We start from the raw sequence: 24,777 nt of genomic DNA, 5'->3' as shown, positions 1-24,777 counted from the left end.
GCCCGCACATTCGTTCCGCCAACCTTTTTCTGCGACCCCGCTTATCGTTCACATCCTGAAAAGAATGCCTTATCGCAGGGCCGTTGTCCCGCCCTTAACGGCGACCTACCGTAATAGACAACAGTCACAAGAATGGCCGTAAAACCGGAGTCGAAACCCGTTTCCTATGCGGGAAAAACGTCGTCGGCGACAACGGCATAAAGGCATTTGATTCCGGAGGTGTCAAGCGCATGCAGGCCGTCGTCGTCTGGTGGGACCTACGGGAGTCGGACCAGACCGTCGAATCGCTCCGCGCGTTCCTGCGCGACGAGGCGGTGGACCGCTTCGCCGGGATTCCCGGGCTGCGCCTGAAGTTCTGGATCTCCGACCGGAGCAGCGACCGCTGGGGCGCCGTGCTGCTCTGGGAGTCGGCGGAGGCCGCGGCGGTCCCGCTGCCGGCCAGGGCCGCCGAACTGATCGGATTCCCGCCCGTCCAGCGCTCCGTCTTCGATGTGGAGGCCACCACCGAGGGCATCTTCGACGTCGCCGAACTGGCGGGCCGTGGCCTGGCCCTGGAGGGATGACGAGGACATGGCGAGGATTCTCATTGCCGGTGGTGGCATCGGCGGTCTCGCGGCGGCGTTGAGCGTCGCCGATCGGGGACACCGGGTGATCGTGCTGGAACGCCAACCCACGTTCGCCGAACTGGGCGCCGGCATCCAGCTGGCACCGAACGCCTTCCACGCGCTCCGCCACCTCGGTGTCGGCGAGGCCGTACGCGAGCGGGCGGTCTTCATCGACGAGTTGCGCTTCATGGACGGCACCACGGGCGAGCGGGTGGCCAGCATGCCGCTGACCGACGGCTACCGGCGCCGGTTCGGCGACCCGTACGCGGTGGTCCACCGAGGTGACCTGTACCAGTCGCTGCTCGACGCCTGCCGTGCGTCCGGCGACATCGAACTGCTCGGCAGCCGATGGGTCACCCGCTACGAACAGGACCCGACCGGCGTCACCGCCGTCACGGACACCGGAGAGCGCTTCACCGGCGCCGCCCTCATCGGGGCCGACGGCATCCGCTCGGCCGTCCGCCGTCAGCTCGTCGGGGACGGCAGGCCACGGATCTCCGGGCACACCATCTACCGTTCGGTCATCCCCATGGAGAAGGTCCCCGCGGAGTTGCGGTGGAACACCGTCACCCTCTGGGCGGGCCCGAAGTGGCACTTCGTCCACTACCCGATCGGCGGCGGAAGGTTCCTGAACCTCGCCGCCACCCGGGACGACGGCGCCCGCGAGGAACTGGCGGGCGAGCCCGCGGACAGGTCCCACGTACTGGGCGAGTTCCCCGGCCTGAGCGAGACGGCCCGCGCCCTGCTGGAGCTGGGCGAGGAGTGGCGGACCTGGGTCCTGTGCGACCGCGACCCGGTCGACCGCTGGACGGACGGGCGGGTCGCCCTGCTCGGCGACGCCGCGCACCCGATGCTGCAGTACGCCGCCCAGGGCGCGTGCATGGCGCTTGAGGACGCGGTGGTGATCGGCAGGCTGCTCGACTGCGACGAGGACGCCTTCACCCAGCGCCTGGAGAAGTACAACGCCGAGCGCCGCGAACGCACGGCCAGAACCCAGCTGGTGGCCCGCGCGATGGGGGAACGCCTCTATCACCCGGCGGGCGCCGAGGCACTGGCGCGGAACGCGATGCTGTCCTCCCTCACGGTGGACGACCTGCACGACAAGGTGGCCTGGCTGCACGGCGCCCGCCACTTCGGATCCGGCCTGGACTTCGGCTCGGGCTCCGATTTCGGCTCCGGTGACCTCGGCGTGTCCGGGGAGCACCTGGTGTCCGACGACCTCCGCGAACTCAGCCTCAGCAGTGAAGGAGTGGCCCGGTGAGCAGGTTGCGTTGGCTGACCGCGGGAGAATCGCACGGCCCCGCCCTCGTCGCGACCCTGGAAGGGCTGCCCGCCGGTGTGCCGGTCACCACCGGCATGCTGGCCGACGCGCTCGCCAGACGGCGGCTGGGTTACGGCCGGGGCGCGCGAATGCGGTTCGAGATGGACGAGGTGACCATCCTCGGCGGCGTACGGCACGGGCTGACCCTGGGCTCGCCGGTCTCGATCGTGGTGGGCAACACCGAGTGGGCCAAGTGGGAGCAGGTGATGGCGGCCGACCCCGTCGGCCCCGAGGTGCTGGAAGGGCTGGCGCGCAACGCCCCGCTGACCCGGCCCAGGCCCGGCCACGCCGACCTGGCGGGCATGCAGAAGTACGGCTTCGGCGAGGCCCGTCCGATCCTGGAGCGGGCGAGCGCGCGGGAGACGGCCGCGCGGGTGGCGCTGGGGGCGGTGGCCCGCTCCTACCTGCGGGAGACGGCCGGGATCGAGCTCGTCTCGCACGTGGTGGAACTCGCCTCGGCCAAGGCCCCCGACGGGGTCCTTCCCGTCCCCGCGGACGCCGGGAGGCTGGACGCCGACCCGGTGCGCTGCCTGGACGCGGACGCGAGCAAGGCGATGGTCGCCGAGATCGACCGGGCCCACCGGGACGGCGACACGCTGGGCGGCGTGGTCGAGGTCCTCGCGTACGGGGTCCCCGTGGGGCTCGGCTCCCACGTGCACTGGGACAGGCGCCTCGACGCGAGGCTGGCGTGCGCCCTGATGGGCATCCAGGCGATCAAGGGCGTCGAGGTCGGGGACGGCTTCGCGCTCGCCCGTACGCCGGGGTCGAGAGCACACGACGAGATCGTGCCGACCCCCGAGGGCGTGAGGCGGACCTCGGGCCGCTCCGGCGGGACCGAGGGCGGTCTGAGCACGGGCGAGGCGCTGCGGGTGCGCGCGGCGATGAAGCCGATCGCGACCGTGCCACGGGCCCTCGCCACCGTGGACGTCACCACCGGCGCCCCGGCGCGGGCCCACCACCAGCGGTCGGACGTGTGCGCGGTCCCGGCCGCGGGGATCGTCGCCGAGGCGATGGTCGCGCTGGTCCTGGCGGACGCGGTGGCGGAGAAGTTCGCCGGGGACTCGGTGGCCGAGACCCGCCGCAACGTCCGCGGTTACCTCGACCACCTGCCCATCAGCTGACGGGCAGGTGGTCGCCCACCCGCGTCATCGCCCCCTGGCTTCCAGACCTGCCACGATTCGACGGCGGCACGGCCAACGCTCCACGTGGGACAGCCCGGTGACGTCGCCGCCCTTCGGGCGTTCTCCGTACTCTTGGACGTCTGTTCCTCTAGGACCTCTATTCGCATTTCTCGACCGGGCTGACGGAGATCACCCGGCTCAACGTCACGCGCCGTAGCCCCCTCTCCTTGATGATCAGCTCGCCATCGGCGCTCCCGATCAGTTCCCCGCAGAGTCTTCCCGCCGGGCCGACGACCTCGACCATCGATTTGACGGCCTTGGCATCGGGCCCGAACCAGGTAAACCCCAGCGCGGTCACCAGCATGGCCAGCGCCAGAACGGTCAAGGCCGCCGCACCACGTATCCGCCAGCCGACGGCTCGCACCTCGTGCCGCGTCCACTCCTGGAGATCCTCGCCCGTCAGCAGGATCTCCGAACCGGGTGTCCCTGAGGCGGCCCTGATCGCGAGCATGGTCGCCGCGACCAGCGCCGCGAACGCGGCGGTCAACAGGATGGCGACCGTTACCTTGGCCCAGTCTTCCAGGCCGGTCACCGTGTCGCGGCCTTTAACCAGCAGCACGGCGCTCAGTAACGCGGTCAACCCGCTAAGCCCGATCCGCCAGCCCTCGGCCTGCTTCCGAACAATCGTGAGCTGCTCGAACCGTAGTGCCTGGGCGCGCTGCGCCCAGCGCTTTCGCTCGATGCTCATCCGATGTCAACCGACCAGTACGCCCCGCACCCGGTGTCCGGTACCTCGGGCGGCCGTTCCGGATGCGGATAACCGCATTCGCAGTAAACGGTGACCTTCGTGGCTCGCACCGGCGGCTTCCGCCGGAGGCCCCCCTTGGTCCCCTGTGGCGTCCCATGCGAGAACGTCGTCGAGGTCCGCGCCCCGCATCCTGGGCAGTTCCCCGTGACGACCAGCCCTTTGTCGATCTCCGCGACGGTGAAGGTGACCTGCCCGTCGAACTCGGCCTCCGTGAACGGGACAGGACGATGCTCAGCCATCAACGGACTCCTCGGGCAGGGTGAGCGAGAACAACGGCGCGTAGATCCTCAATCTGTCGGACAGCCACCCGACCGACTCTCCGGTCTCCCCCGCGACCCGCCGCAGATGCCCCTGATCGACGCGACCGCTCACCGCGGGCGCCTGCCCGTCCAAGTAGACGGTCAGCAACAGCAGGTCGTACCACCACACGATTCCTTCGGGGACGGCCTCGGCTGCGTAGTCGAGCCGCAGGCCGAGGGGGACCATCTTGCTGAGCCGCTGATGCGCATCGGTCAAGGTCATCCCGAGCCGCCCCGCGATCTGCACCAGCCGCAGCGCGTCGATCTCTGCCAGGTAGCCAATGTCGTCGAAGTACGCCGTTTCCACATCGGGGATCGTGAGCATGTCGGCGTCATACGGATCGGGATGCCAGTCGGCCAGTTCGGCGGACGCCTCCGGCTCGAGGTCGGGTATCGGGGCATCGAACTGGCGGTAGGGGTCCAGGAGTGCCAGGAACTCCCCGACGGTGACGCCGAGATCCATCGCGCCTTTGACGATGTGTCCCGCGCTCAGGCTCCAGTCCGGCCGGGCCCAGCTCCAGAGCGGAGTGATTAGGTAGGCCGAGAGCACCCAGGGTTGCAGGTCGTCACAACTGCGATCCGCCTCGGGAAGGGGCACATCGGGATAGGCCGCGGAGAAGGCACGCCGCGCATCGCCGATCGACCCATAGATCATCGTGGCGAGACGGATGATATCGACATGGGTGATCTCCGTCTCCGGAGCGGTGAAAGGAACGAGATCCTTGATCGGGCCAACCGGGCCTCGCCGCCAGTACCGGCCGGACAGCGCCCCGGCCACCGCCAGGCACGGCTCCCGGAGAACGAAATCCTGTCGCCGGGTCGAACCGCGAACCGCCCGCATCGTCGAGTTGATGAACCCGATCACGTCGGCGTCGAGTGTCAGGTCCAGCTCGGCAGGAATCTCCGGGAGCCGGAGGAGTCCTCGCTCCTCCAGCGAGGCGAGTGCCGACCTGGCCTCCTGGACGCTCATTCCGGCCACTCCCGCGACGTTCATAAGCTTGATCGGGGTCAACCGGTCTCCGACGTGTTGGAGGTGCCGCAGCGCCTCCGCCTCCACCCGCTCGAAGGTCTCCGGATAGCGGTCGCGGCCCGCCACCGCGACCCCGAGCGGTCCGAGCCGGTCGCACATCTGAAGGATCTGCGAGATGTCGCGCCCGAGTTCGCCCGCCGCATGCGCGATGTGGTCGGGCGAGAGCTCCCCCTCGATCCACGGCGCTCTGCCGTTGAGACGCCGCGAGACGAGCTTAGTCTCCGCCGTCGTGCATATCTCGTCACCCAACCTCGCCAGATCCAGTTCGGGCGCGGACCAGCCGGGGGGTGCGATCTCGGCGGCTCTCCGCAGAACCTCCTTCAACGGCTGGTCCAGGTGAGCGGACGCCCTCACGAGCCACCCGGCGACGATCGGCGCGTGGGAAAGGCCCAGCAGGGTCCATGCCGCCAACGCGCCAGCGAGCGGCGCGTCCTCCTCCTTGAACGTTCGGGACACAGGCGGACAGCAGCGAAGATGACGTAGGTCCAGACCGGTGATCGCGAACCTGCGCATTCGCCGCAGCAGATCCGACATCCGCTGTTTCGGATGCGCGGTCGCGAGAATGATCTCCTCCACGGGAACCGGGGTGTCGTAGGTGCTCCAGTTCAGCCTGCTCAGAAGGGCACCGTCGATGGGGCCCGCGACCGGAAACCCCTCGACGGACAGGGCGCTCGGGATGCGCCTGAAAGTACGCTGGCCGCCGACAAGGCGCTTCCAGACACCGGACCGCCAGGTCATGAACCAGCCCGCGTAGAAGGAGTGCCAGTTCTTCGGGTCGAACAGTTCCCTGTCCTCGGGCACACAACCGACTTGTGCCGCCGGGACCGTCGTGCCCTGCCCCCAGCCGCCACCGGCCTGGATCTCGGTCCCGCTCCTCACCAGGTGATCGAAGACCCGCTGGGCCACCTCCGGCGTCGATTCCGTGACATCCCACAACCAGGACAGCGACAGTCCCGGCCAGTCCATGAGCATCGGCAGTGACTTGTCAATCCTTTCGTTGACCCACTGCTCGTGCCAGGTGCGGAGCTTCTTACGATCGACGGTGAACTGCGGGCGGTGCTCGTCACGAAGGTTGACGACGAGTCCGTATATCTCCTCGTTGGTCCGCAGGCCGTCGGCCGCGAGCCCGCCTTCGCCGGACACCCACCACAGGTCACGGTCGTATTCGAGCGACTCGGCGGACTCGTCCTGGTAACGGAGCTTCCTGGGTGACCACTCCTCAGGGGCCGAGTCGTGCTCCGAGGCCACCACCCGATACTCGGCGATCCACAGCAGCCGGCGCAGCGTCTGCAGGACGGAGATCTTTTCCTCTTCCTCGTCGCCGGTCAGGTAAAGCCGGATCCGGGTGCCGCCGCCCAGCATCTCCTCCGACGGGGTCACCTGCATGAGGCTGCCGCTGCTGGCGATCTGAACGGTGAATCCCTCGGGGGAGGGAATACCCTGTTGATCCACCGGCCGGGTGACCAGCAGGATCTCATCCGCGATCATGAAATAGCTAAAGACGCCGACGCCGAACTGGCTGTTGGACACCATCCGCAGCGGCGGGTCAAGTTCCTGCCAGAGCGCGTGCTCGGCGCGGTACTCCTGTAGGTGGACGAAGCGCTCCCCTGCGTGGGCGAAGACCTGCTCCAGCACCTCCCGGCCCATGCCGACACCGTTGTCCTCACACTCGACGTACTCGCGGCCGTTCTCGAAGCCCTGCCGGAAGGTCACCGCTCCCTCCCACACCGCCGGTCGCCTGCCGCGTCTACGCAGCCCCTCGAGCCGGGTGTCGCGGTATCTGCAGGCGTCCAGGGCGTTCTGGTAGAGCTCGCGGATGGCCAGCGACGGGTCGTCGTAGAGCTGGCGACCCATCAGCAATTCCCGGATCTTGTCCTCGGAGAGCCTGAACCGGGTGAGCGGCACCTGGTAGACGGGAGCGCCGTCAGCGCTAGGCCGGTCGGCCCGCACCCCCTCATGGGTGATCCGTACCGGAAGCGCGTCCTCGACCGGCCCCAGATGGCCCAGACAGCGGAGGCGCCCGAGGATGTGCTGGGCCGCGACGGCCACCGCCTCGAACGCGGCGTGCTGGGCCGGGTGCTCGCAGATCAGGCTGAGGTCGAGAGCGCTCTTGCGCTGCTGGATGCGGAGAAGCCCGGCGGCGTTTTTGACCGAGGTGAGTGGCAACTCCAGCCCGGTGCCGATGTGATCGGCGATCACCGTCGGCATTCGCCGGGGGTCTGCGGCCAGCGTCCCCGCTAGCCAGAGCACTCCGACATGCCCGCGCCAGCTCTCCGGCAGCAGCCCGATCCTGTCTTCGAGCTTCGGGTCGACCGGCGCTGCGGCGATCGCACGCATGAGGGTTTCCATCAGCCGTCGGCACTCGCGCAGGCTGAGCTCCGAGACGGCACCGGACAGCAGGGACGCTCCCCGCTCGATGAACCGCTCTGACCGATCGCACTTCCACAGGCCGTCCACCTCTGTGAGCCAGCGATGGACCAGCCACATGACGAGCGTCTCCGCGGCCTCCTGTTGGCCACGGCGCGCGAGCCCTTCCGCGCGCCGGATCACCTGCGGATACATCTCATGAGTGAGTTCGAGGTCGGTGCGCTCGCCAGTCTCATAGCTGCGCTTGAAATCGCCGGGCCGAATGCCGGCCGCCAGCCACACTCCCTCGGCGAGCACCGTTTCCCGCAGAAAAGGGGCGGCGATCAACGCCGCTGCTTCTTCGGGCCTAACCGGCACATGTTCCCCGAAGAGCTGCGCGGTGAAGTCGATGACCCGCTCCGGATAGTTCGGGTCGAACCAGTGGTCCACCATTACGGTCTTCTCACGGAGGTGGTCGGCGACCTCGAGATGTTTTCTGGCGCAGTCCTCCGCGAGGGCCGCCACCTTCTCCCGCAACGACTCGGAGGCATCGGCGGCCAGGTTCCAGAGTTTGTTGCCGGCCGCGGCGCGACGCCACGCCGAAACCAGTTGATCGCCCTCACAGATCACCGTGTCGGCCGAATGGCGCGCCATAACCTTCGGATAGGCGTTCGGAAGCTGGACACGGTCGTCGCCGAGGCCGGTCGTCCGGCTCATCTCCTTTCTCACCTCGGCCAGCACCGCGCTGAGCGTCCGGGCCGGATTGCGCCGGTCGAGCACTTTGGCGAGTGTCCGAGTGAAGACGCTGCCATCCTCGCCGTAGCGGCAGAACTGTCCGGGCTCGCACCCCGCGACCATCACCTGGGAGCCACCGGCCGGATAGTGCAAGACGCCGCCCCAGGCCCCCTCGGACGGCCGCCCGGCCGGGTCGTCACGACAGGCGTCGACGAAAAAGACGACCAGCTTGGCACGGCACTTGCTGAGGTCGGGAATCACCGGCACGAGACTCTCCGGGACGAGCACGCCGTTCTCCCGGTACGCGTCGCTGGGAACCAGGTAGTCGACGCCGTTGATGCTGATGCCGTGGCCGGAGAAGTAAAGGAGCAGAACGCTTCGCTCCGGAGCCCCGGCGCACGCCTTCCTGATGGCGGCGCGAACGCGGCTTCCGCTCGGGTCCTGTCCGTCGTTACCGATCGAATCGATCGAGTAGGCAGAAGAAGCCAGCGCCGAGCGCATTTTCTGGATATCGTTCCGCACCACCTGGGAAATGGACGAGAAAGTCGTGTCATCGCATTCCGGGACACCGATGAGCAGCGCTCGACGTTCGGTCATCGAACCATCGTAATCAGCCGATCCGCGATATCGGCCTGCTTTCGCCGACAACCGGGGCGCGGAGCGCGGGCTCGACGACCACGCCCTCGGCGCTACCTTTCCCCATATCCAGAGTCGTTCCCGCGATCGTTTTCCGGGTGGGCGTCGTTCGAACGAACGCCGAGCCGGGACGGGGAACAACCGATTGCGCGCCCAAGGTGGACGGCGCGCCGCTCCCGGTGAGTACGCAGACGTTCAGAAGCCCGCGGCCGAGCGATGCCGTGCGCCACGACTCGGCAGACCTCGCCAGAACGGAGCCGCGGCGAGCATTGCGCGGATAGACGCCGCGGTCGCGGAACGGGCCATGAGGTAGTACCAGCTGTACCAAGGATCTCCAGTTCGCGGGATCGAAGCGATGACCTCCCTCGCGACATGCTTCAGAGGTCGGAAAGCACCCCCTCGAACAAGGAGTTCCAATGTTCACCCCCTCCTCTCCCCGATCCCGCTTCCTCGCCTGCGGGCTCGCCGCGCTGATCGCCGTAGGTGCCGCTGCCGCGCCGGTCGCCGCCTCGGCCTCGGCAGGGGCGTCGGTCTCCTCGGCCGCCGGTCTCGACGACGGCGTGCAGAAGGCGCTCGACGGGCTGGTCGGCAAGGAGTTTCCCGGCGCGCTCGCCTCGGTGCGCGGCCGCGAAGGGCGCGTCACCGACTACACCGCGGGCGTCGGGAACCTGGAGACCCGGGAGGAGGTGCCGGCCGACGGCCGGGTGCGCATCGGCAGCAATACCAAGCCGTTCGTCGCCACCGTCGTGCTGCAGCTCGTCGGCGAGGGCAGGATCAAGCTGGACGGGCCGATCGAGAAGTACTTGCCCGGGATGATCCGCGGCAAGGCCGGCGATGGGCGTAAGATCACCGTCCGCCAGCTTCTCCAGCACACCAGCGGCCTGCCCAACTACACCCGCTACATACACGGGGACTTTTCCAAGATCCAGCATCGCTATGTCGAGGCCAGGGACATGATCGACGTGGCGCTGCGCCACAAGGCGTCGTTCAGGCCGGGCAAGAGCTGGGAGTACAGCAACACCGGCTACCTGCTGCTCGGCCTGATCGTGCAGAAGGTCACCGGCCGGCCGATCGCCGAAGAGGTCACCAAGCGGGTCATCGACCGTGCCGGGTTGCGTGACACCTACTGGCCGGGCGTCGGCGACCAGACCGTCAAGGGCCCGCACCCCCGCGGTTACACGGTGAGCGAGCCCAAGGGTAAGTTCATCGACGTCACCACGATGGACCCGTCCTGGGGCGGCGCGGCCGGCCAGCTCATCGGCACCCCGGACGACCTCAACACCTTCTTCCTCGCCCTCCTGGACGGCAAACTGCTCAAGTCCGCGCAACTGGCGGAGATGAAGAAGACGGTGAAGGCCCCTGGGCTCCCCGAGGGCTGGCGGTACGGGCTCGGCGTGGTCAAGATGAAGCTGAGCTGCGGCGACACCGGATGGGGCCACGGCGGCGACATCGACGGCTACGAGACCCGCAACGCCGCCACCACAGACGGCCGGGCGTCCGCGCTCGCGGTGACCGCCCTGCCCAGCAGCGAGGCCGGAGCCATGAAGGTCATCAAGGCCCTCGACACCACCCTGTGCGGGTAACGGGCGGCCGCCCTCTCGCCTCCGCGCCGTCCTGACGGCACGCGGAGGCGTCGCCGTTCCGGTGACACGGGACGCGGAGGCGCCGGTGACACGGGGGACACGCAGGCCACGGGCGCGCTCGTCCGGACGTCAGCCGCGCTCGTAGGGGATCTTCTCGCCTGCCTCGATCGCGACCGGCAGCCGGTTCTCCTCCGGCGGCAGCGGGCAGGTGGCGAGGTCGGTGTAGGCGCACGGCAGGTTCGTGGCCCGGTTGAAGTCCACGGTCACCTGGTTGTCGACATCGGGCACCCCGAGCTGCAGGACGCGGTTGGCGGCGTAGGTGGTCACGCCGGAGGTCGCATCGGTGAACAGGGCGATCAAGCTGCCCGGCGCGTGACCGTTGAACACCGTCAGGCTCAGCGTCTGCCCGTCGAGTTTGAACTCGACCCGCCCTGGCGCGTCGTAGACGTGCCTCAGCCCTTCCACCGCCGCCCCGACGTCCGTCGGCCGGGGCTCGTCGAACGGCAGGTAGCGGCCGACGACCAACCATCGCGGGTCCGGAGGGAACACCGGAGTGCCGGCGAACGCGACACGCAGCGGGTGATCCGGGTGTCTGGGCCTGACGATGTCATGCCCGCCCCGCTTGGCCACCTCGATCACCGCTTCACCCCAGGCGGCATTGATCGAAGCGCGTTCGGGGATGTGGCCGAACACGTACCGGCCACGCACAGGCGTGCCGTCCACGACCAGCTCCTCCGCGTCGCCGAGGGTCACAACTACGCCCTCGCCGCCGGTCGACCACTCCCCTGGGGCATCCGGCAGGCGCTGCGGTTCAGGCGTCAGCCAGTGCAGGTTCGTGACGGCGAGGAACCCGTGGGGATCGGCCAGCGCTCTCTCGTGCCGGTGGTGCCAGTCCTGCCATTCCTGGACGTACGCGGCCAGGTCGATCAGTTTGGCTGTCATGGCTGCTCCTCAAGATGCGCGAGACGTTTCATACTATTCCTACCTTTTAGATTGGTTTATGTCCAGCGTTGACCTTCGGACGACCAGAACACACTCAACCATCAGGTCCATCCCCTCGCGAGGCGACCACTGGACACTCGCCCCCCTCGAAGGAAACAACGGCGCACCACCGTGTGAAGGCCACGGACCGGGCGGCTCGGAGCCCTGAAGGTGATCAATGCCGCCGACACCACCCGGTGCGGGTAACGGGCGAGGCCCACTCGCCGCCGCCCGCCTGACAGCACGCGGAGGCGTCACCGTTCCGGTAAGTGGTGGCCTGTGACCGGAGGAGATATCACTGGGGATCAGAATCCCTCGGTGGTCACCATGGGGCCACCTGTCAGGTAGTTGATCAGCGCGGTGCGAGTGGTGGACACGAATGCCTGAGGTATCCGGTCTGCCGGGTGCCAGGCGACGCGTGCGTGTTTGCGAGGTTCGGCGTTGACCGGGGTGCCGCTCCAGGTGTCGGCGACGAAGACAACGGTGACGAAGCCGTTCGGCGCCTCGACACCCCAGGAGCAGTGGATGAGACCGGCTACTCGCAGGTCGGCGGGGTCTACGACCAGTCCGGTCTCCTCTTTCAGCTCGCGGACCGCGGTTTGGGTGATCACTTCGCCCTTGCTCGCCTTGCCGACGGGAAGGTCCCAGCGATTGGGGGCGAACTTCGCTCTGGCCGCTCGCTGTATGAGGAGGACTCGTTGCCGCGTCTGGTCGTGGACGATGACGGCGGCGACGAGGAGGGTGTGTGCTTCGAGCGCGGGCGGCAGGGCGGCGCCGGGCGCGGGCATGAACATGATCCTTTCACGCGGCGGTGGCCTCGTGCCGGATGCGCGGATGAAGCTGGGCGAACGGGCGGGCTGAATGCGAACAGCGCATCCCTTTATGATCAAGGAATGCGCTGTTCGGAACCGCTGTGCGCCGCCAGGGACTCGAACCCCGGACCCGCTGATTAAGAGTCAGCTGCTCTAACCAACTGAGCTAGCGGCGCTTGAAGCCCTTGAACAATAGCGCACATCGGGCGTGGCGTTGAAATCGTGACGGCCGCCGGCCGAGGGCGGACGGCGGCCGACGATGATCACCGGTTAAGGTAGAACAACATTCGGTCCTGTCCTGGGAGCACACATGTGGTTCGCCTCACCGAGCGACGCCGGAGAGCGGCTCGACGCCGCCGACTACCTCCCCGACGACTCCATCTCGACCTCGGTCTTCCTGGCGGGCGCACTCGGCAAACCACTGCTCACCGAGGGGCCCGCGGGGGTGGGCAAGACCCAGCTGGCCAAGGCCGTGGCGGCGACGACCGGCGCCCGGCTCGTCAGGCTGCAGTGCTACGAAGGGCTGGACGAGGCCAGAGCGCTGTACGAGTGGAACTACAAGAAGCAACTGCTGCGCATCCAGGCCGGTCAGGGCGAGGACTGGGACGCCACGCACGACGACATCTTCACCGAGGAGTTCCTGCTGGAGCGGCCGTTGCTCGCGGCGATCCGCTCGGAGACGCCGACGGTCCTGCTGATCGACGAGATCGACAAGGCCGACGTCGAGGTGGAGGGGCTGCTGCTGGAGATCCTGTCCGACTACCAGGTGACGATCCCCGAACTCGGCACGATCACCGCCGTACGGAAGCCGTACGTGGTGCTGACCTCGAACGCGACCCGCGAGCTCTCCGAGGCGCTGAAGCGGCGCTGTCTCTATCTGCACCTGGAGTATCCGACGCCGGAGCGCGAGCGCGACATCGTGCTAGCCCAGGTGCCCGCGATCGAGGCGAGCCTCGCCGAGCAGCTCGCCCGCACGGTCGCCACCCTGCGCACCCTGGAGCTGAAGAAGTCGCCCTCGATCGCCGAGACGATCGACTGGGCCAACACCCTGCTCGCGCTGGGCAGGACCGAGCTGGACGAGGAGGCGATCGGAGCGACCCTCGGCGTCGTCCTCAAGCACGCCTCCGACCAGACGCGCGCCCGCAAGGAGCTCGCTCTGTGAAGGGCACGAGAAACGGCGCGGGAAACCCGCTCCACGGAGCGCGAGGCGCGAGAGGCTCGACTCACGGCGTGGGCGGCGCTCTTCGCGAGGCGGGGGGCCGAGGGTGAGCCTGCTCGACCGGCATGTGGGGTTCGTGCACGCGCTGCGCGAGGCCGGGCTGCCGGTGTCACCGGCCGAAGGACTGGACGCGGCCAGGGCGCTGGAGGTGATCGACCTGACCGAACGGGAGTCGGTGCGGGCCGCGTACGCCGCGACGTTGGTCAAGCGGCCCTCGCACCGGCCGGGCTTCGACACGCTGTTCGACCTGTGGTTCCCCGCCTCGACGACCGGCCTGCGCGCGCCGCGCGAGGCCGAGCCCGGCCTGCCGGCCCCGGAGAGCGCCGAGGTTCCCGAGCTGCGCGACCGGCTCGCCGAGCTGCTGCTGGGCGCCGAGGGCATGAACGAGTTCGTACGCGCGATGGTGGAGCGTTTCGGCCGCGTGCCCGCCGGTCCCGGCAGGCAGAACTGGTTCTCCTACCCGGTGATGCGGGCGCTCTCCCCCGAGACGCTCATGGCGCGGCTGCTCGCCGAGGTCCTCGCGGGCCGGGAACGCGGCGGGCTCGCCGAGAAGGTGGCCCGGCAGCGGATCACCGAGAACACCGAGCGCTTCAAGGAGGCCGTCTCAGGGGAGGTGCGCCGCCGGATCGCCGAGGACTCCGGGATCGAGCGGATCGCCCGCGCCTCCGTACGCCCTCCGCTTGAGCGGCTCGACTTCCTGCGGATCACCAAGGCCGACCTGGCGAGGCTCCGCAGGGAGGTGCATCCGCTCGCCCGCCGCCTCGCCGCCCGGCTCACGGTCAAGCACCGGCTCGGCCACCGTGGCCGCCTCGACTTCCGCAGGACCGTACGGGCCTCGCTGTCCAGCGGCGGGGTGCCATTGACCACCTTCAACAGGCCGCGCCGACCGCACAAGCCCGAGCTGGTCATCCTCTGCGACACCAGCGACTCGGTCGCCTCCTTCGCGCACTTCACCCTGCTGCTCACGTACGCGCTGCGCGAGCAGTTCACCAAGGTGCGCGCGTTCGGGTTCGTGGACACCGTGGACGAGATCACCCGGTTCTTCGTGCCGGGCGCGGACGTGGTGGAGGCGATGACCCGGCTCACGCAGGAGGCCGACATGGTGCGGTTCGGCCGGACCGACTACGGCCACGCGCTGGAGGTGTTCGCCGAGCGGTACGGCGACGCCGTCGGGCCGAAGACGTCCCTGCTGATCCTGGGTGACGCCCGGTCCAACTACCGGCCGCCCGCGCTGGAGACGCTGCGCCGCCTGGCCGACGGCGCCCGGCACTCCTACTGGCTCAATCCGGAGCCGACCAACCAGTGGGACAGCGGCGACTCGCTGGCGACGGCGTACGGCGGGATCGTGCCGATGTACGAGTGCCGGAACGTCGAGCAGCTCGCGGCCTTCATCGAGGACCTCGTCTGACGAACGGGCCGGGCGCGTTGAGGACCTTGTCCGAAGAACGAACCGGACGCGTTGAGGACCTTGCGCGAAGAACGGGCCGGGCGCGTTGAGGACCTTGTCCGAAAAGGCCGGACGCACTCGGGAACTCGTCCGGAGAACGGGCCGGGCGCGCTCAGCTCATCCGGCGCAGCACCCGGGCCGCGGTCCTGGCCAGGACCTCGACCTGGGCCTCGTCGAAATCGGCCCGGGGACCCTGCAGGATCCAGCGCGAGACGAGGCGGGGCTTGAGAAGGGTGATCCCCTCCGCGGTGACCGACCGTCTGATCTCCCCGCCGTGCACGGCGATGAGGGGTTCGATGGTGACGGGGATGCCCGACTCGCGGGAGAGCACCTCGGCCAGCGAATCGGCGACCTCCACGAGCGCCTTGGCCACCTTCGTGCCGTACTTCTCGCCCAGGAACAGCCGCTCGCCGTAGCGGGCGATCTCGGTGTCGGGGTCCCACGCCTCGTTGTCCACCACCCAGACGCCACCGGGGCCGATGACGAGGTGGTCGACCGATGCCTTTCCGGGAATCGCCCGGCCTTCGAGGATCTGGTAGCCCGCCCTGCGCAGCTTGCGGCGGAGCAGCCTGGCGGTGATGGTCTCGCCTCTGCGCTTGCCGCGCCAGACGGCGGTGGCGTCGTACTGCCTCCAGGTCCAGTACGTGTCCGCGCCCGCGACGAGCAGGCCGCCCAGCAGCCCGAGGATCACCGGGGACAGGCCGAACCGGTAGGCGAGCGCGACGCCCACCACCAGGCCCGCCGCGGCCTTGACCGCGCGCACCTTCCTGCGGTGGACGACTTCCTTGATCCAGAACTGCTCGTACATGACCTGCGGCGACAGGCCGTGGACCTGGTCAACCGGCGTCACGTAGATAGATCCGCCCGGCATAGCGAACCCCCATGGCTGAAACGGTCGGCAAGGAGAAGGGTGGGGGGACCTGCCACATTGAAGATCCTTAGACTATGAAATACCCAACCGGGGGCTCCAGCCATCCCTGAGCCGCGAAGGTGACGCAAGTAACACGTATTCGCCAGTCACCGGCGACGTAACCGACCAGTCGGTATGCTTTCCCACACCACACCATGGGGGACGCATGACTCAGGACCAGGAGCCGGTACGACAACGCCTGCTCAGCGAGGCCACCCGCCTGTTCGCCGAGCATGGCTTCGAGAGCACGTCGGTGCAGGAGGTCGTCTCGGCGGCCGGCGTCACCAAGGGCGCCATGTACCACTATTTCGACTCAAAGGACGACCTGCTCCACGAGATCTACGGGCGGGTGCTGCGCCTGCAGATGGAGCGTCTGACGCACTTCGCCGACGGCCCGGGGCCGGTGTCCGAGCGTCTGTACTCCGCCGCCGCGGACGTCGTGACGACCACGGTCGACAACCTGGACGACTTCAAGATCTTCTTCCGCTCGATGCACCTGCTCGCGCCCGACACCAGCAAGGTCGTACGCGCCGAGCGGCGCCGCTATCACGAGCGCTTCCGCGACCTGGTCACCGAGGGGCAGCGCGAGGGCGTCTTCAGGAGCGACATCCCCGCCGACATCGTCGTCGACTTCTTCTTCGGCTCCGTCCACCACCTGGGCACCTGGTACAGCGCGGAGGGCGCGCTCTCCGGCCCCGAGCTGGGGGCGCACTTCGCCGACCTGCTGCTCACCTCGCTGCGCCCGAACCAACGGACGCTCCCCGCCTGACCCCCGGTCAGACCGGCGCGGGCAGGTCCGCGAGAGCCGCCAGGGCGTCCCGGTGGGCACCGGGAGTGCCGAGCGCGACCTCGGCGGACTTGGCGCGCTTGAGATAGAGGTGCAGGGGGTGCTCCCAGGTCATCCCGATCCCGCCGTGCAGCTGCACGCTCTCCTCCGCGACGCGCACCGCCACCTCCGAGCACCACGACGCGGCCACCGCCACCGCCAGCTCGCGATCCCGGACCGCCTCCTGCCCGCCGGACGGTCCCGGGTCCGTGGCGAGCAGGTCGGCCGCGTTCCTCGCGGCGGCGCGGGCGCGCACCACGTCCAGCCAGAGATCGGCCATCCGGTGCTTGATCGCCTGGAAGGACCCCACCGGGCGGGCGAACTGCCGACGCTCCTTGATGTAGGCGAGCGTCGTGCTCAGACACCACTCGGCGACCCCGAGCTGCTCCGAGGCGAGCAGTCCCGCGCCGAAGCTCAGCACACTTCGCACGTCGAGCCGGCCGATCGCCTCACCGGCGGGAGTGTCGGAGAACGTGACGGTGGCGACCGGACGCGTCAGGTCGAGCGACGGCACCACCTCGATCCGGACATCCGCCGCCTCCACCTGGTAGAGCGCCGTTCCGACGGGCACGAGCAGCACGTCCGCCACCTCCGCGCCCGCCACCGCCCTCACCTCGCCGTTCAGGATCCCCCCGTCCGCGGTGACGGTCTCCGGCAGCGGCCGGTACGGCGAAGCCGCCAGCGACACCGCGAGCGCCGCCGTCGTCTCCCCCGAGGCGAGCTCCTGGATCAGATCCTCCTCGCCGACCTGCAGCAGGGCCTTGGTCGCGAGCACCGAACCGGTGAGGAACGGCAGCGGCGCCACCGCCCGCCCCAGCTCCTCCAGCACCACCGCGACCTCCCGCGCCGACGCCCCCGCCCCGCCGTAGATCTCGGGCACGAGCAGGCCCGCGACCCCGATCTCCCGCGACAGCGTCTTCCACAGGTCCACGTCGTACGGCGTCCCGGACTCGACCCGCCTCAACACGGCGGCGGCCCCGCAGCGGTCCGCGAGAAGATCCCGCACGGAGGCGCGCAGCTCCTCCTCGACCTCGGTGTACAGCAGCGTCACAGCTCACCACTCCTCATTCGCCACGCGGACCACTCGTACCTCGCGACCCGCTCCGCTCACCGCGCCGGGTTCACTCCCGTCACAACCGCTCACCGCTCCTCATGCACCACGCGACCCGCTCCGCTCACCGCGTCGAGCCCGTTCCCGTCATCGCGGAAGATCCTTCCAGGGCACGTCCTTGTCGACGCGGGGCTCCGAGGGAAGGCCGAGCACGCGCTCGGCGATGATGTTGCGCAGGATCTCCGAGGTGCCGCCCTCGATGGAGTTGCCCTTGGCGCGGAGGTAGCGGTATCCGGGCCCCCTGCCGAAGAAGTCGACGGTGTCGGAGCGCCGGAAGGTCCAGTCGTCGTAGACCAGGCCCTCCTCGCCGCGCAGTTCCACGTCCAACCCTGAGAGAGCCTGGTTGAGGTCGGCGAAGGCGAGCTTCATACCGGAGCCCTCGGGCCCCGGCTGCCCGGCGGAGAGCTGTTCGCGCAGGCGCGTCCCGGCCAGGCGCGTCACCTCCGCCTCCACCCACAGGCGCAGCAGCCGCTGGTGCAGGTCGTGGGTGCGCAGCTCGGGCCGGGAGCGCCAGGTCTCGGTGACCAGGCCGACCATGCCACCGCCCCGCCGGACCGGCGCGCCGCCGATCGCGACCCGCTCGTTCATCAGCGTGGTCTGCGCGACCCGCCAGCCGTCGCCGACCTCCCCCAGCCGCAGGTCGTCACCGAGCCGTACGCCGGTGAGGAAGACCTCGTTGAACTCGGCCTCGCCGGTGATCTGCCGCAGCGGCCTCACCTCGACCCCGGGAGCGTGCATGTCGCACACGAAGTACGTGAGTCCCCGGTGCTTGGGCACGTCCACGTCGGTCCTGGCGACCAGGATCGCCCACCGGGCGTGGTGGGCGCCGGAGGTCCACACCTTCTGCCCGTCCACCACCCACTCGTCGCCGTCCCGCACCGCGCGGGTGCCGAGCGTGGCCAGGTCGGAACCGGCACCGGGCTCGCTGAAGAGCTGGCACCAGATCTCCTCGCCCGTCCACAGCGGACGCAGGAACCGTGCGCGCTGCTCGTCGGTGCCGAACGTCAGGATCGTGGGCGCCGCCATCCCCAGCCCGATCGTCTGCACCCCGAGATCGAGCTGCGGTGTCCCCTCCAGTTCGCGCTCCACCACGTTCTGCAGCTCGCGTGCGGCTCCGAGCCCGCCGAGCCCTTCGGGGAAGTGCACCCAGGCGAGTCCGGCGTCGAACCTGGCCCTCAGGAACTCCAGCCGATCCCCGGCGGGGTCGTGCCCGGCCAGGAACGCGGCGGCGCGCTCCCTCACCGCCTTCTCGTCCAGCGCCACGAACGGCTCCCTTCGTCGATCTCCGTCGACCCGCGTCAATCTTGGCCGACTCGCGTCGGTTCGCGCACCCCACGCCCGGCCTTGGAACGCCTCACACCGCCCGCCGATCCACGTCGGTTCGTGCTCTCCCCAGCTCGGAGACACCACCCACCGCCCCTGGCGTGCGGGACGGCCGACGGGCGGCGCCGGATCACATGTGCTTCTTGAGCTCCCGGTAGGCGAGGGAGCGCTTGTGGACCTCGTCCGGGCCGTCGGCCAGCCTCAGCGAGCGCGCTCCGGCCCAGAGCGCGGCCAGCGGGAAGTCCTGACTCACGCCTCCGGCGCCGTGGGCCTGGACGGCCTTGTCCAGGATCCACTCCACGTCGCGCGGTGTGGCGATCTTGATGGCCTGGATCTCCGCGTGGGCGCCCCGGTTGCCCACGGTGTCCATCAGCCAGGCGGTCTTCAGCACGAGGAGGCGGAGCTGCTCGATCCTCACCCGTGACTCGGCGATCCAGTCCTGGACGACGCCCTGCTGGGCGATCGGCTTGCCGAACGTGCTCCGCGACAGGGTGCGGAGGCACATCATCTCGACGGCCCGCTCGGCCATCCCGATGAGCCGCATGCAGTGGTGGATGCGGCCGGGTCCGAGGCGGGCCTGGGCGATCGCGAAACCGCCGCCCTCCTCGCCGATCAGGTTGTCGACCGGCACCCTGGCGTCCTCGAACACGATCTCGGCGTGTCCGCCGTGGTCGGAGTCGGAGTAGCCGAAGACGTGCATCCCGCGCTTGATGTGCATGCCGGGCGTGTCGCGCGGCATCAGGATCATCGACTGCTGCCGGTGCGAGGACGCCTCGGGGTCGGTCTTGCCCATCACGATGAAGATCGCGCACTTGGGGTTCATCGCGCCGGAGGCGAACCACTTGCGGCCGTTGACGACGTACTCCGAGCCGTCCCGCACGATCGACAGCGCGATGTTGGTGGCGTCGGAGGAGGCGGTGTCGGGCTCGGTCATCGCGAACGCCGACCGGATCTCGCCGCGCAGCAGCGGCTCCAGCCACTCCTTGCGCTGCCACTCGTTGCCGAACATGGAGAGGACCTCCATGTTGCCGGTGTCGGGGGCGGCGCAGTTGGTCGCGGTGGGAGCGATCTTCGGCGAGCGGCCCATGATCTCGGCCAGCGGCGCGTACTGCAGGTTGCTCAGGCCCGCGCCGTGCTCACCGGGCAGGAAGAGGTTCCACAGGCCCCGCCTGCGCGCCTCCTCCTTGAGATCCTCCATCAGCGGCGGGCTGGCCCACCCGCTCTCGGCGGCCTGGGCCTCGAACGCCTCCTCCGCCGGATACACACACTCGTCCATGAAACCGAGCAGCCGTCCCCGCAGCTCCTCGGTCTTGGCGTCGAACGCGAAATCCATGGACCCTCCTCACAGTCTCCCGCGAGAGTACCGACCGGACGGTATGCCTGTCGACACACCCCCTACCCTTGAACCCCATGGACCCCGTCTTCTTCGCCACCCCCGAGGAGTTCCGCGCCTGGCTGGAGGCACACCACGAGACCGAGGCGGAACTGCTGGTGGGATTCCCCAAGAAGGGCTCAGGCCGCCCAGGGCTCACCTGGCCCCAGTCCGTCGAGCAGGCCCTGTGCTTCGGCTGGATCGACGGCGTACGCAAAGGCATCGACGCCGAGAGCTACAGCATCCGCTTCACCCCGCGCAAGGCGCGCAGTACGTGGAGCGCGGTCAACATCGCCAAGGTCGCCGAGCTGACCGAGCGCGGTCTCATGCGTCCGGCGGGGCTGCTCGCCTTCGAGCGGCGCACCGAGGACAACTCGGTGATCTACTCCCACGAGCAGGCCGAGACCGCCATGCTGGACGAGGAGCAGGAGCGCCGCTTCCGTGCGGAGAGCACGGCGTGGGAGTGGTTCCAGAGCCGGCCGCCCGGTTACCGCAAGACCGCGCTGCACTGGGTGACCACCGCGAAGCGGCCCGAGACGAGGGAGAGACGTCTCACGCTGTTGATCGAGGATTGCGCGGCGGGCCGCAGGCTGGCCCACCTCGAGCGCGGAGTGGTCCCCGGGAACACCTCCTGAGTGGACCTTCGGACAGGTCCACTGTGGGTTCTAGGGTCGTCCCCATGACCGCGAAGATGCCCGCGCCCGTCACCCTCGAAGGCGAGAACGTACGACTGGAGCCGCTGACCGGCGACCACGTGCCCGACCTGTTCCTGGCCGGTGGCGGTGACGACGAGGTGTGGCGCTGGATGCCCGCCCCGACCCCGCGCACCGAGGCCGCACTGGCGGAGATCGCCGCGCGGCTGGCCGGGACGCCGGACCACGTGCCGTTCGCGGTGATCCTGCGGGAGACCGGCCGCGCGGTCGGCTGGACCACTTACATCGACACCCCCGGGTACGCCGACAGCATCGAGATCGGCTGGACCTGGTACGGCAGGTCGGTGTGGCGCTCCGCGGTGAACACCGAGTGCAAGGTGCTGCTGATCGACCACGCCTTCGACAAGCTGGGCGTGAACCGGGTGCAGCTCAAGACCGACAACCTGAACGTCCGCTCGCAGAACGCGATCATGCGCATCGGCGGCGTCCCCGAGGGCGTCCTGCGCCGCCAGCGCCGTCGCACCGACGGCACCTGGCGCGACACCGCCTATTTCAGCATCCTCGACGACGAGTGGCCCGCCCACCGCGCCCGCCTCACCGGCCTGCCCCGCTGAACCGCGTCCCCGCGCCTATGCGGCTCCCTCGCCGAGCATGCCGCGCAGGAATTCCCGCACCCCCAGCCGGAGGTCGTCCAGGGCCGGTTCGGCTCCGGCGCCGATGAGCGCGTCGAACATCACCCCCTCGCCAAAGGCGACGAACTGGCGCCCGTGCCGTACCGGGTCGGACGACCCCGCGGCGGAGAGGATCGCGACCGCGAGGTCGCGGAAGCGCTCACCGGCCCTGTCGTAGATCGTGCGCAGCTCCGGTCTGCGGTTGGCCTCGAAGGCCAGCTCGTAGCGGGCGATCGTCTGCCGACGGCCGACCGTCAGCTGTGTCCAGAGCGCCTGGGCCGTCATCTCGGCGAGGGCTTCGACCATGTCCGCCCCGGGGGGTGCGGGGGCCGCCGCGAACGCGGTGGACTCCAGCTGGGTGAGACGCGCGAGGGTCAGCTCCAGGAGCGCGGACCGGGTGCGGGCCAGGTTGGAGGTCGATCCCGGCGGCAGTCCCGCCGCCTCGTCCACCGCTCGATGGGTCAGACCGCGCATTCCACGATCGGCGAGCAGGTCGATGGCGGTATCGGCGACGAGCTCGGCACGCTGGGACTTCACCCCTCGATACTACATTTGTAGTCTAACTACAGGCGTAGTAATATTCACTACATTCGTAGTAAAGGAGAGGGTCATGGCGCGTGCGACGGTCATCGGAGCGGGCATCGGCGGGCTGGCGGCGGCGGTGGCGTTGCAGCGGCGGGGCTGGGACGTGACGGTGTTCGAGCGGGCGGCGTCCCTGGAGTCGGTCGGCTCGGGACTGGCCGTCGCCGCCAACGCGCTCAAGGCGCTCGACACGTTCGGGGCCGGTGACGAGATCCGCGAGCTGTCGGCGGTCCAGGGCAGCGGCGGCATCCGGCGCTCCGACGGCAGATGGCTGGTGAAGACGAGCGCGGAGGCCGCCTCCGCGCGCCACGGCGGCGACTCCGTGGTGCTGCTGCGCCGCGCGGACCTGATCGCCATGCTCTTCTCCCGCCTCACCCCCGGCACGGTTCGGCTGAACGCCAGGGTCTCGGGGGTCCACGCGGAGAGCGGTGTGGTGACTCTCCCCGGCGAGCAGGTGGAGGCGGACCTGGTGGTGGCGGCCGACGGCATCAACTCCGTCATCAGGTCGGCCCTGTTTCCCGGCCACCCGGCCCCTCGCTACGCGGGCGTCACCAGCTGGCGGGTGCTCATCCCCGCCGCGGGCGCCCCGGGTGAGGCGTACGAGAGCTGGGGGCGCGGCAGGGTCTTCGGCGTGATGCCACTGGTCGGCGGCACGTCCTACTGCTACGCCACCGACACCGTCCCCGCGGGCGGCGGTGGTGGAGACCAGCTGGCCGAGCTGCGACGCCTGTTCGGCGACTGGCACTCCCCTATCCCCGAGCTGCTCGCCGCGGCCTCATCGGAGAAGGTCCTGAGAAACGACATCCGCCACCTCGCCACCCCCCTGCCCGCCATGCACCGGGGCAGGGTCGCCCTGCTGGGCGACGCCGCGCACGCCATGACTCCCAACCTGGGTCAGGGCGCCTGCCAGGCGATCGAGGACGCGGTGGTGCTGGCCCACGTGGTCGGCGACGGCGAGGGGTTCACCGGAGCGAACGGCGCGAGTGCCGTACCTGTGGGCGAGAGCCGCGAGGCGACGGGCGGGAGCGCCGGGACGACGGGGAAGGGGCGTGGAGCATACGCCGGAAACGACAGAGCCACCGGTGGGAGCGGCGGAGTCGACCCCTTGGCCGGTTACACCGCCGCTCGGCTTGAGCGTACGTCCAAGATCGTGGCCAGGTCCGCCGCGATCTGCCGCGTCACCCGGATACGCGGCCCGCTCGCCGTGCGGCTGCGCGACACGATGACGGCGCTCAGCTGGCGGCTCGCCCCCTCAGGCGTGAACGGCCCGATGGACGAGGTGTTCGGCTGGACACCCCCCTCCGCGTGACCGCCGCGTGCGGGTGTCTCCGGGCTCTCAGCGGAACGCCTGGGCTCCGATGACGGACAGCATCTGCAGCTTCTCGTAACTCTCGCTGCCGGGTGTGGCGGTGTAGACGAGCAGCGAGTGGGCCTGGCCCGGGTCGACCAGTTTCTGACAGGTCAGTTCCAGGGCTCCGACCTCGGGGTGATTGAAGTGCTTGACGTCGTGGGGTCGTATCCCGATCTCGTGGGCGTCCCACACGCGCCGGAACTCCTCGTTGCGGGCGAGGAGCAGGTCGGCGAGGTGCGCGGCCCGGGATCCGGGGCCGCGGAGGGTGACGAGCTCGCGCAGTCCCGAGGCGAACATCCGGGTGAGGAACGGATGTTCTTGCGGCGCGTAGAGATCCCGTGCGGCCGGATCGGTGAACCACCGGTATCCCAGGCTGCGGGCGGGCCCGGTGTATCGGGTCGTGTCCCCGGTGAGCGCGACGCCCATCGGGCTCTGCCGCAGGGTCTCGCCGAGTTCGGTGACGATCTCCGCGGGAGTGTCGTCCAGCCGGTCGAGCACCCGCTGCAGGCCGGGACTGATGTGCTCGGTGGACGCTCCCCTGGCCGGTGGGTTGTGCCCGGCGAGGCGGAACAGGTGGTCGCGTTCGTCGAGCGACATGTGCAGCCCCTGGGCGATCGAGGCGAGCATCATGGGCGACGGCTGCGGACCGCGTTCCCGCTCCAGGCGGGAGTAGTAGTCGACCGACATGTGACACAGCGACGCGACCTCCTCGCGCCGTAGCCCGTTCGTCCTGCGCCGCGGCCCGCGCGGGAGGCCGACGTCCTCGGGTTGCAGTGCCTGTCGGCGATTGCGGAGGAACTCCGCCAGTCCGCTGCGATCGATCACGACGCTCCTCCTTCTCGGGTACTGCCCCGTTTCTACCGTCTGCGGGCGGCGGTATCCACGGCCCACCGATCCCCCCCTCAGGGCGGAGCGGTGCCCTGGCGAGCCTGTGATCGGGAGGTCCTGGATACGGCCGGGCGATCCACCGAGGATCGATGCCACGGCCCGAGCGGGGCCCGAGTCCGCGATCACCACGATCCGGCGGGCCGTGCC

Annotated in this window: 21 protein-coding genes and 1 tRNA gene; 10 read left to right on the top strand and 12 right to left on the bottom strand. The window is 69.5% G+C overall.

From position 1 onward, the window contains the following. Positions 1-230 precede the first annotated feature (230 nt). The 3 genes from AB0B96_RS23500 to aroC are packed head-to-tail and all read left to right on the top strand — an operon-like array spanning position 231 to position 3,047. Positions 231-563, top strand: coding sequence for a hypothetical protein (locus tag AB0B96_RS23500; protein WP_350945172.1), 333 nt, complete (start codon positions 231-233; stop codon positions 561-563). Between the two features lie 7 nt (positions 564-570). After that, on the top strand, positions 571-1,866 hold the full coding sequence (locus tag AB0B96_RS23495; protein ID WP_362901798.1) for a 3-hydroxybenzoate 6-monooxygenase: 1,296 nt from the start codon (positions 571-573) through the stop codon (positions 1,864-1,866). 5 nt (positions 1,867-1,871) lie between these two features. Further along, positions 1,872-3,047, top strand: coding sequence for a chorismate synthase (gene aroC, locus AB0B96_RS23490; RefSeq protein ID WP_362901866.1), 1,176 nt, complete (start codon positions 1,872-1,874; stop codon positions 3,045-3,047). A gap of 157 nt (positions 3,048-3,204) precedes the next feature. Here the strand turns inward: aroC and AB0B96_RS23485 are convergent, their stop codons facing one another. The 3 genes from AB0B96_RS23485 to AB0B96_RS23475 are packed head-to-tail and all read right to left on the bottom strand — an operon-like array spanning position 3,205 to position 8,862. Beyond that, positions 3,205-3,795, bottom strand: a complete 591-nt coding sequence (locus AB0B96_RS23485; protein ID WP_362901796.1) for a hypothetical protein — start codon at positions 3,793-3,795, stop codon at positions 3,205-3,207. Then, positions 3,792-4,094, bottom strand: coding sequence for a hypothetical protein (locus AB0B96_RS23480; protein ID WP_362901794.1), 303 nt, complete (start codon positions 4,092-4,094; stop codon positions 3,792-3,794). Before AB0B96_RS23480 ends, AB0B96_RS23485 begins: the two co-directional genes overlap by 4 nt. After that, complete coding sequence (locus tag AB0B96_RS23475; RefSeq protein ID WP_362901792.1) at positions 4,087-8,862, bottom strand: caspase family protein; 4,776 nt, start codon at positions 8,860-8,862, stop codon at positions 4,087-4,089. Before AB0B96_RS23475 ends, AB0B96_RS23480 begins: the two co-directional genes overlap by 8 nt. Before the next feature lie 455 nt (positions 8,863-9,317). On the opposite strand from AB0B96_RS23475, the gene AB0B96_RS23470 reads away from it, so the two are divergent. Next, positions 9,318-10,484 (top strand): serine hydrolase domain-containing protein, encoded by a 1,167-nt coding sequence (locus tag AB0B96_RS23470; RefSeq protein WP_362901790.1) that lies wholly within the window; start codon positions 9,318-9,320, stop codon positions 10,482-10,484. 129 nt (positions 10,485-10,613) lie between these two features. Here AB0B96_RS23470 and AB0B96_RS23465 read toward each other — a convergent pair whose 3' ends face one another. The 3 genes from AB0B96_RS23465 to AB0B96_RS23455 all read right to left on the bottom strand — a co-directional run bounded on the left by AB0B96_RS23465 (position 10,614) and on the right by AB0B96_RS23455 (position 12,453). Next, the gene (locus AB0B96_RS23465; protein ID WP_362901788.1) at positions 10,614-11,426 is read right to left on the bottom strand and encodes a DUF1684 domain-containing protein; all 813 of its coding nucleotides are present in this window, start codon (positions 11,424-11,426) and stop codon (positions 10,614-10,616) included. 344 nt (positions 11,427-11,770) lie between these two features. Further along, the gene (locus AB0B96_RS23460; RefSeq protein WP_362901786.1) at positions 11,771-12,253 is read right to left on the bottom strand and encodes an NUDIX domain-containing protein; all 483 of its coding nucleotides are present in this window, start codon (positions 12,251-12,253) and stop codon (positions 11,771-11,773) included. Between the two features lie 126 nt (positions 12,254-12,379). Continuing rightward, positions 12,380-12,453 (bottom strand) — tRNA-Lys (locus AB0B96_RS23455). 134 nt (positions 12,454-12,587) lie between these two features. Between AB0B96_RS23455 and AB0B96_RS23450 the strand changes: the two genes are divergently transcribed. Together AB0B96_RS23450 and AB0B96_RS23445 are read left to right on the top strand one after the other, a co-directional pair. Then, positions 12,588-13,439, top strand: a complete 852-nt coding sequence (locus AB0B96_RS23450) for a MoxR family ATPase (RefSeq protein WP_362901784.1) — start codon at positions 12,588-12,590, stop codon at positions 13,437-13,439. Positions 13,440-13,542: 103 nt separating this feature from the next. Beyond that, complete coding sequence (locus AB0B96_RS23445) at positions 13,543-14,904, top strand: VWA domain-containing protein (protein ID WP_362901782.1); 1,362 nt, start codon at positions 13,543-13,545, stop codon at positions 14,902-14,904. A gap of 151 nt (positions 14,905-15,055) precedes the next feature. On the opposite strand, the gene AB0B96_RS23440 is transcribed toward AB0B96_RS23445, so the two are convergent. Next, the gene (locus tag AB0B96_RS23440) at positions 15,056-15,793 is read right to left on the bottom strand and encodes an NERD domain-containing protein (protein ID WP_350945162.1); all 738 of its coding nucleotides are present in this window, start codon (positions 15,791-15,793) and stop codon (positions 15,056-15,058) included. 226 nt (positions 15,794-16,019) lie between these two features. Between AB0B96_RS23440 and AB0B96_RS23435 the strand changes: the two genes are divergently transcribed. After that, positions 16,020-16,622: a TetR/AcrR family transcriptional regulator gene (locus AB0B96_RS23435; protein WP_362901779.1), complete on the top strand. Its 603-nt coding sequence runs from the start codon at positions 16,020-16,022 to the stop codon at positions 16,620-16,622. 7 nt (positions 16,623-16,629) lie between these two features. On the opposite strand, the gene AB0B96_RS23430 is transcribed toward AB0B96_RS23435, so the two are convergent. From AB0B96_RS23430 to AB0B96_RS23420, 3 genes are all read right to left on the bottom strand, one after another. Further along, positions 16,630-17,730, bottom strand: coding sequence for an acyl-CoA dehydrogenase family protein (locus tag AB0B96_RS23430; protein ID WP_362901777.1), 1,101 nt, complete (start codon positions 17,728-17,730; stop codon positions 16,630-16,632). 147 nt (positions 17,731-17,877) lie between these two features. Next, entirely contained in the window at positions 17,878-19,047 is a 1,170-nt protein-coding gene (locus AB0B96_RS23425; RefSeq protein WP_362901864.1) for an acyl-CoA dehydrogenase family protein, read from the bottom strand. A gap of 196 nt (positions 19,048-19,243) precedes the next feature. Further along, a complete protein-coding gene (locus tag AB0B96_RS23420) occupies positions 19,244-20,446 on the bottom strand; it encodes an acyl-CoA dehydrogenase family protein (RefSeq protein WP_362901775.1) in 1,203 nt (400 codons plus the stop codon). Between the two features lie 77 nt (positions 20,447-20,523). On the opposite strand from AB0B96_RS23420, the gene AB0B96_RS23415 reads away from it, so the two are divergent. Together AB0B96_RS23415 and AB0B96_RS23410 are read left to right on the top strand one after the other, a co-directional pair. Beyond that, positions 20,524-21,120: a YdeI/OmpD-associated family protein gene (locus AB0B96_RS23415; RefSeq protein ID WP_362901773.1), complete on the top strand. Its 597-nt coding sequence runs from the start codon at positions 20,524-20,526 to the stop codon at positions 21,118-21,120. A 44-nt stretch (positions 21,121-21,164) separates the two neighbouring features. Beyond that, the gene (locus AB0B96_RS23410) at positions 21,165-21,752 is read left to right on the top strand and encodes a GNAT family protein (RefSeq protein WP_362901771.1); all 588 of its coding nucleotides are present in this window, start codon (positions 21,165-21,167) and stop codon (positions 21,750-21,752) included. Positions 21,753-21,767: 15 nt separating this feature from the next. Here AB0B96_RS23410 and AB0B96_RS23405 read toward each other — a convergent pair whose 3' ends face one another. Continuing rightward, positions 21,768-22,346 carry a TetR/AcrR family transcriptional regulator gene (locus AB0B96_RS23405; RefSeq protein ID WP_362901769.1) on the bottom strand — a complete coding sequence of 193 codons (579 nt, stop codon included), beginning with the start codon at positions 22,344-22,346 and terminating at the stop codon, positions 21,768-21,770. A gap of 73 nt (positions 22,347-22,419) precedes the next feature. Between AB0B96_RS23405 and AB0B96_RS23400 the strand changes: the two genes are divergently transcribed. Then, entirely contained in the window at positions 22,420-23,700 is a 1,281-nt protein-coding gene (locus AB0B96_RS23400; RefSeq protein ID WP_362901767.1) for an FAD-dependent monooxygenase, read from the top strand. Positions 23,701-23,727: 27 nt separating this feature from the next. Here AB0B96_RS23400 and AB0B96_RS23395 read toward each other — a convergent pair whose 3' ends face one another. Further along, a complete protein-coding gene (locus AB0B96_RS23395; protein WP_362901765.1) occupies positions 23,728-24,567 on the bottom strand; it encodes a helix-turn-helix transcriptional regulator in 840 nt (279 codons plus the stop codon). Positions 24,568-24,777: the final 210 nt, after the last annotated feature.

It is taken from the genome of Streptosporangium sp. NPDC049046, from assembly GCF_040649155.1.
GTDB lineage: Bacteria > Actinomycetota > Actinomycetes > Streptosporangiales > Streptosporangiaceae > Streptosporangium.
This window is presented reverse-complemented; position numbering and strand designations above follow the sequence as displayed.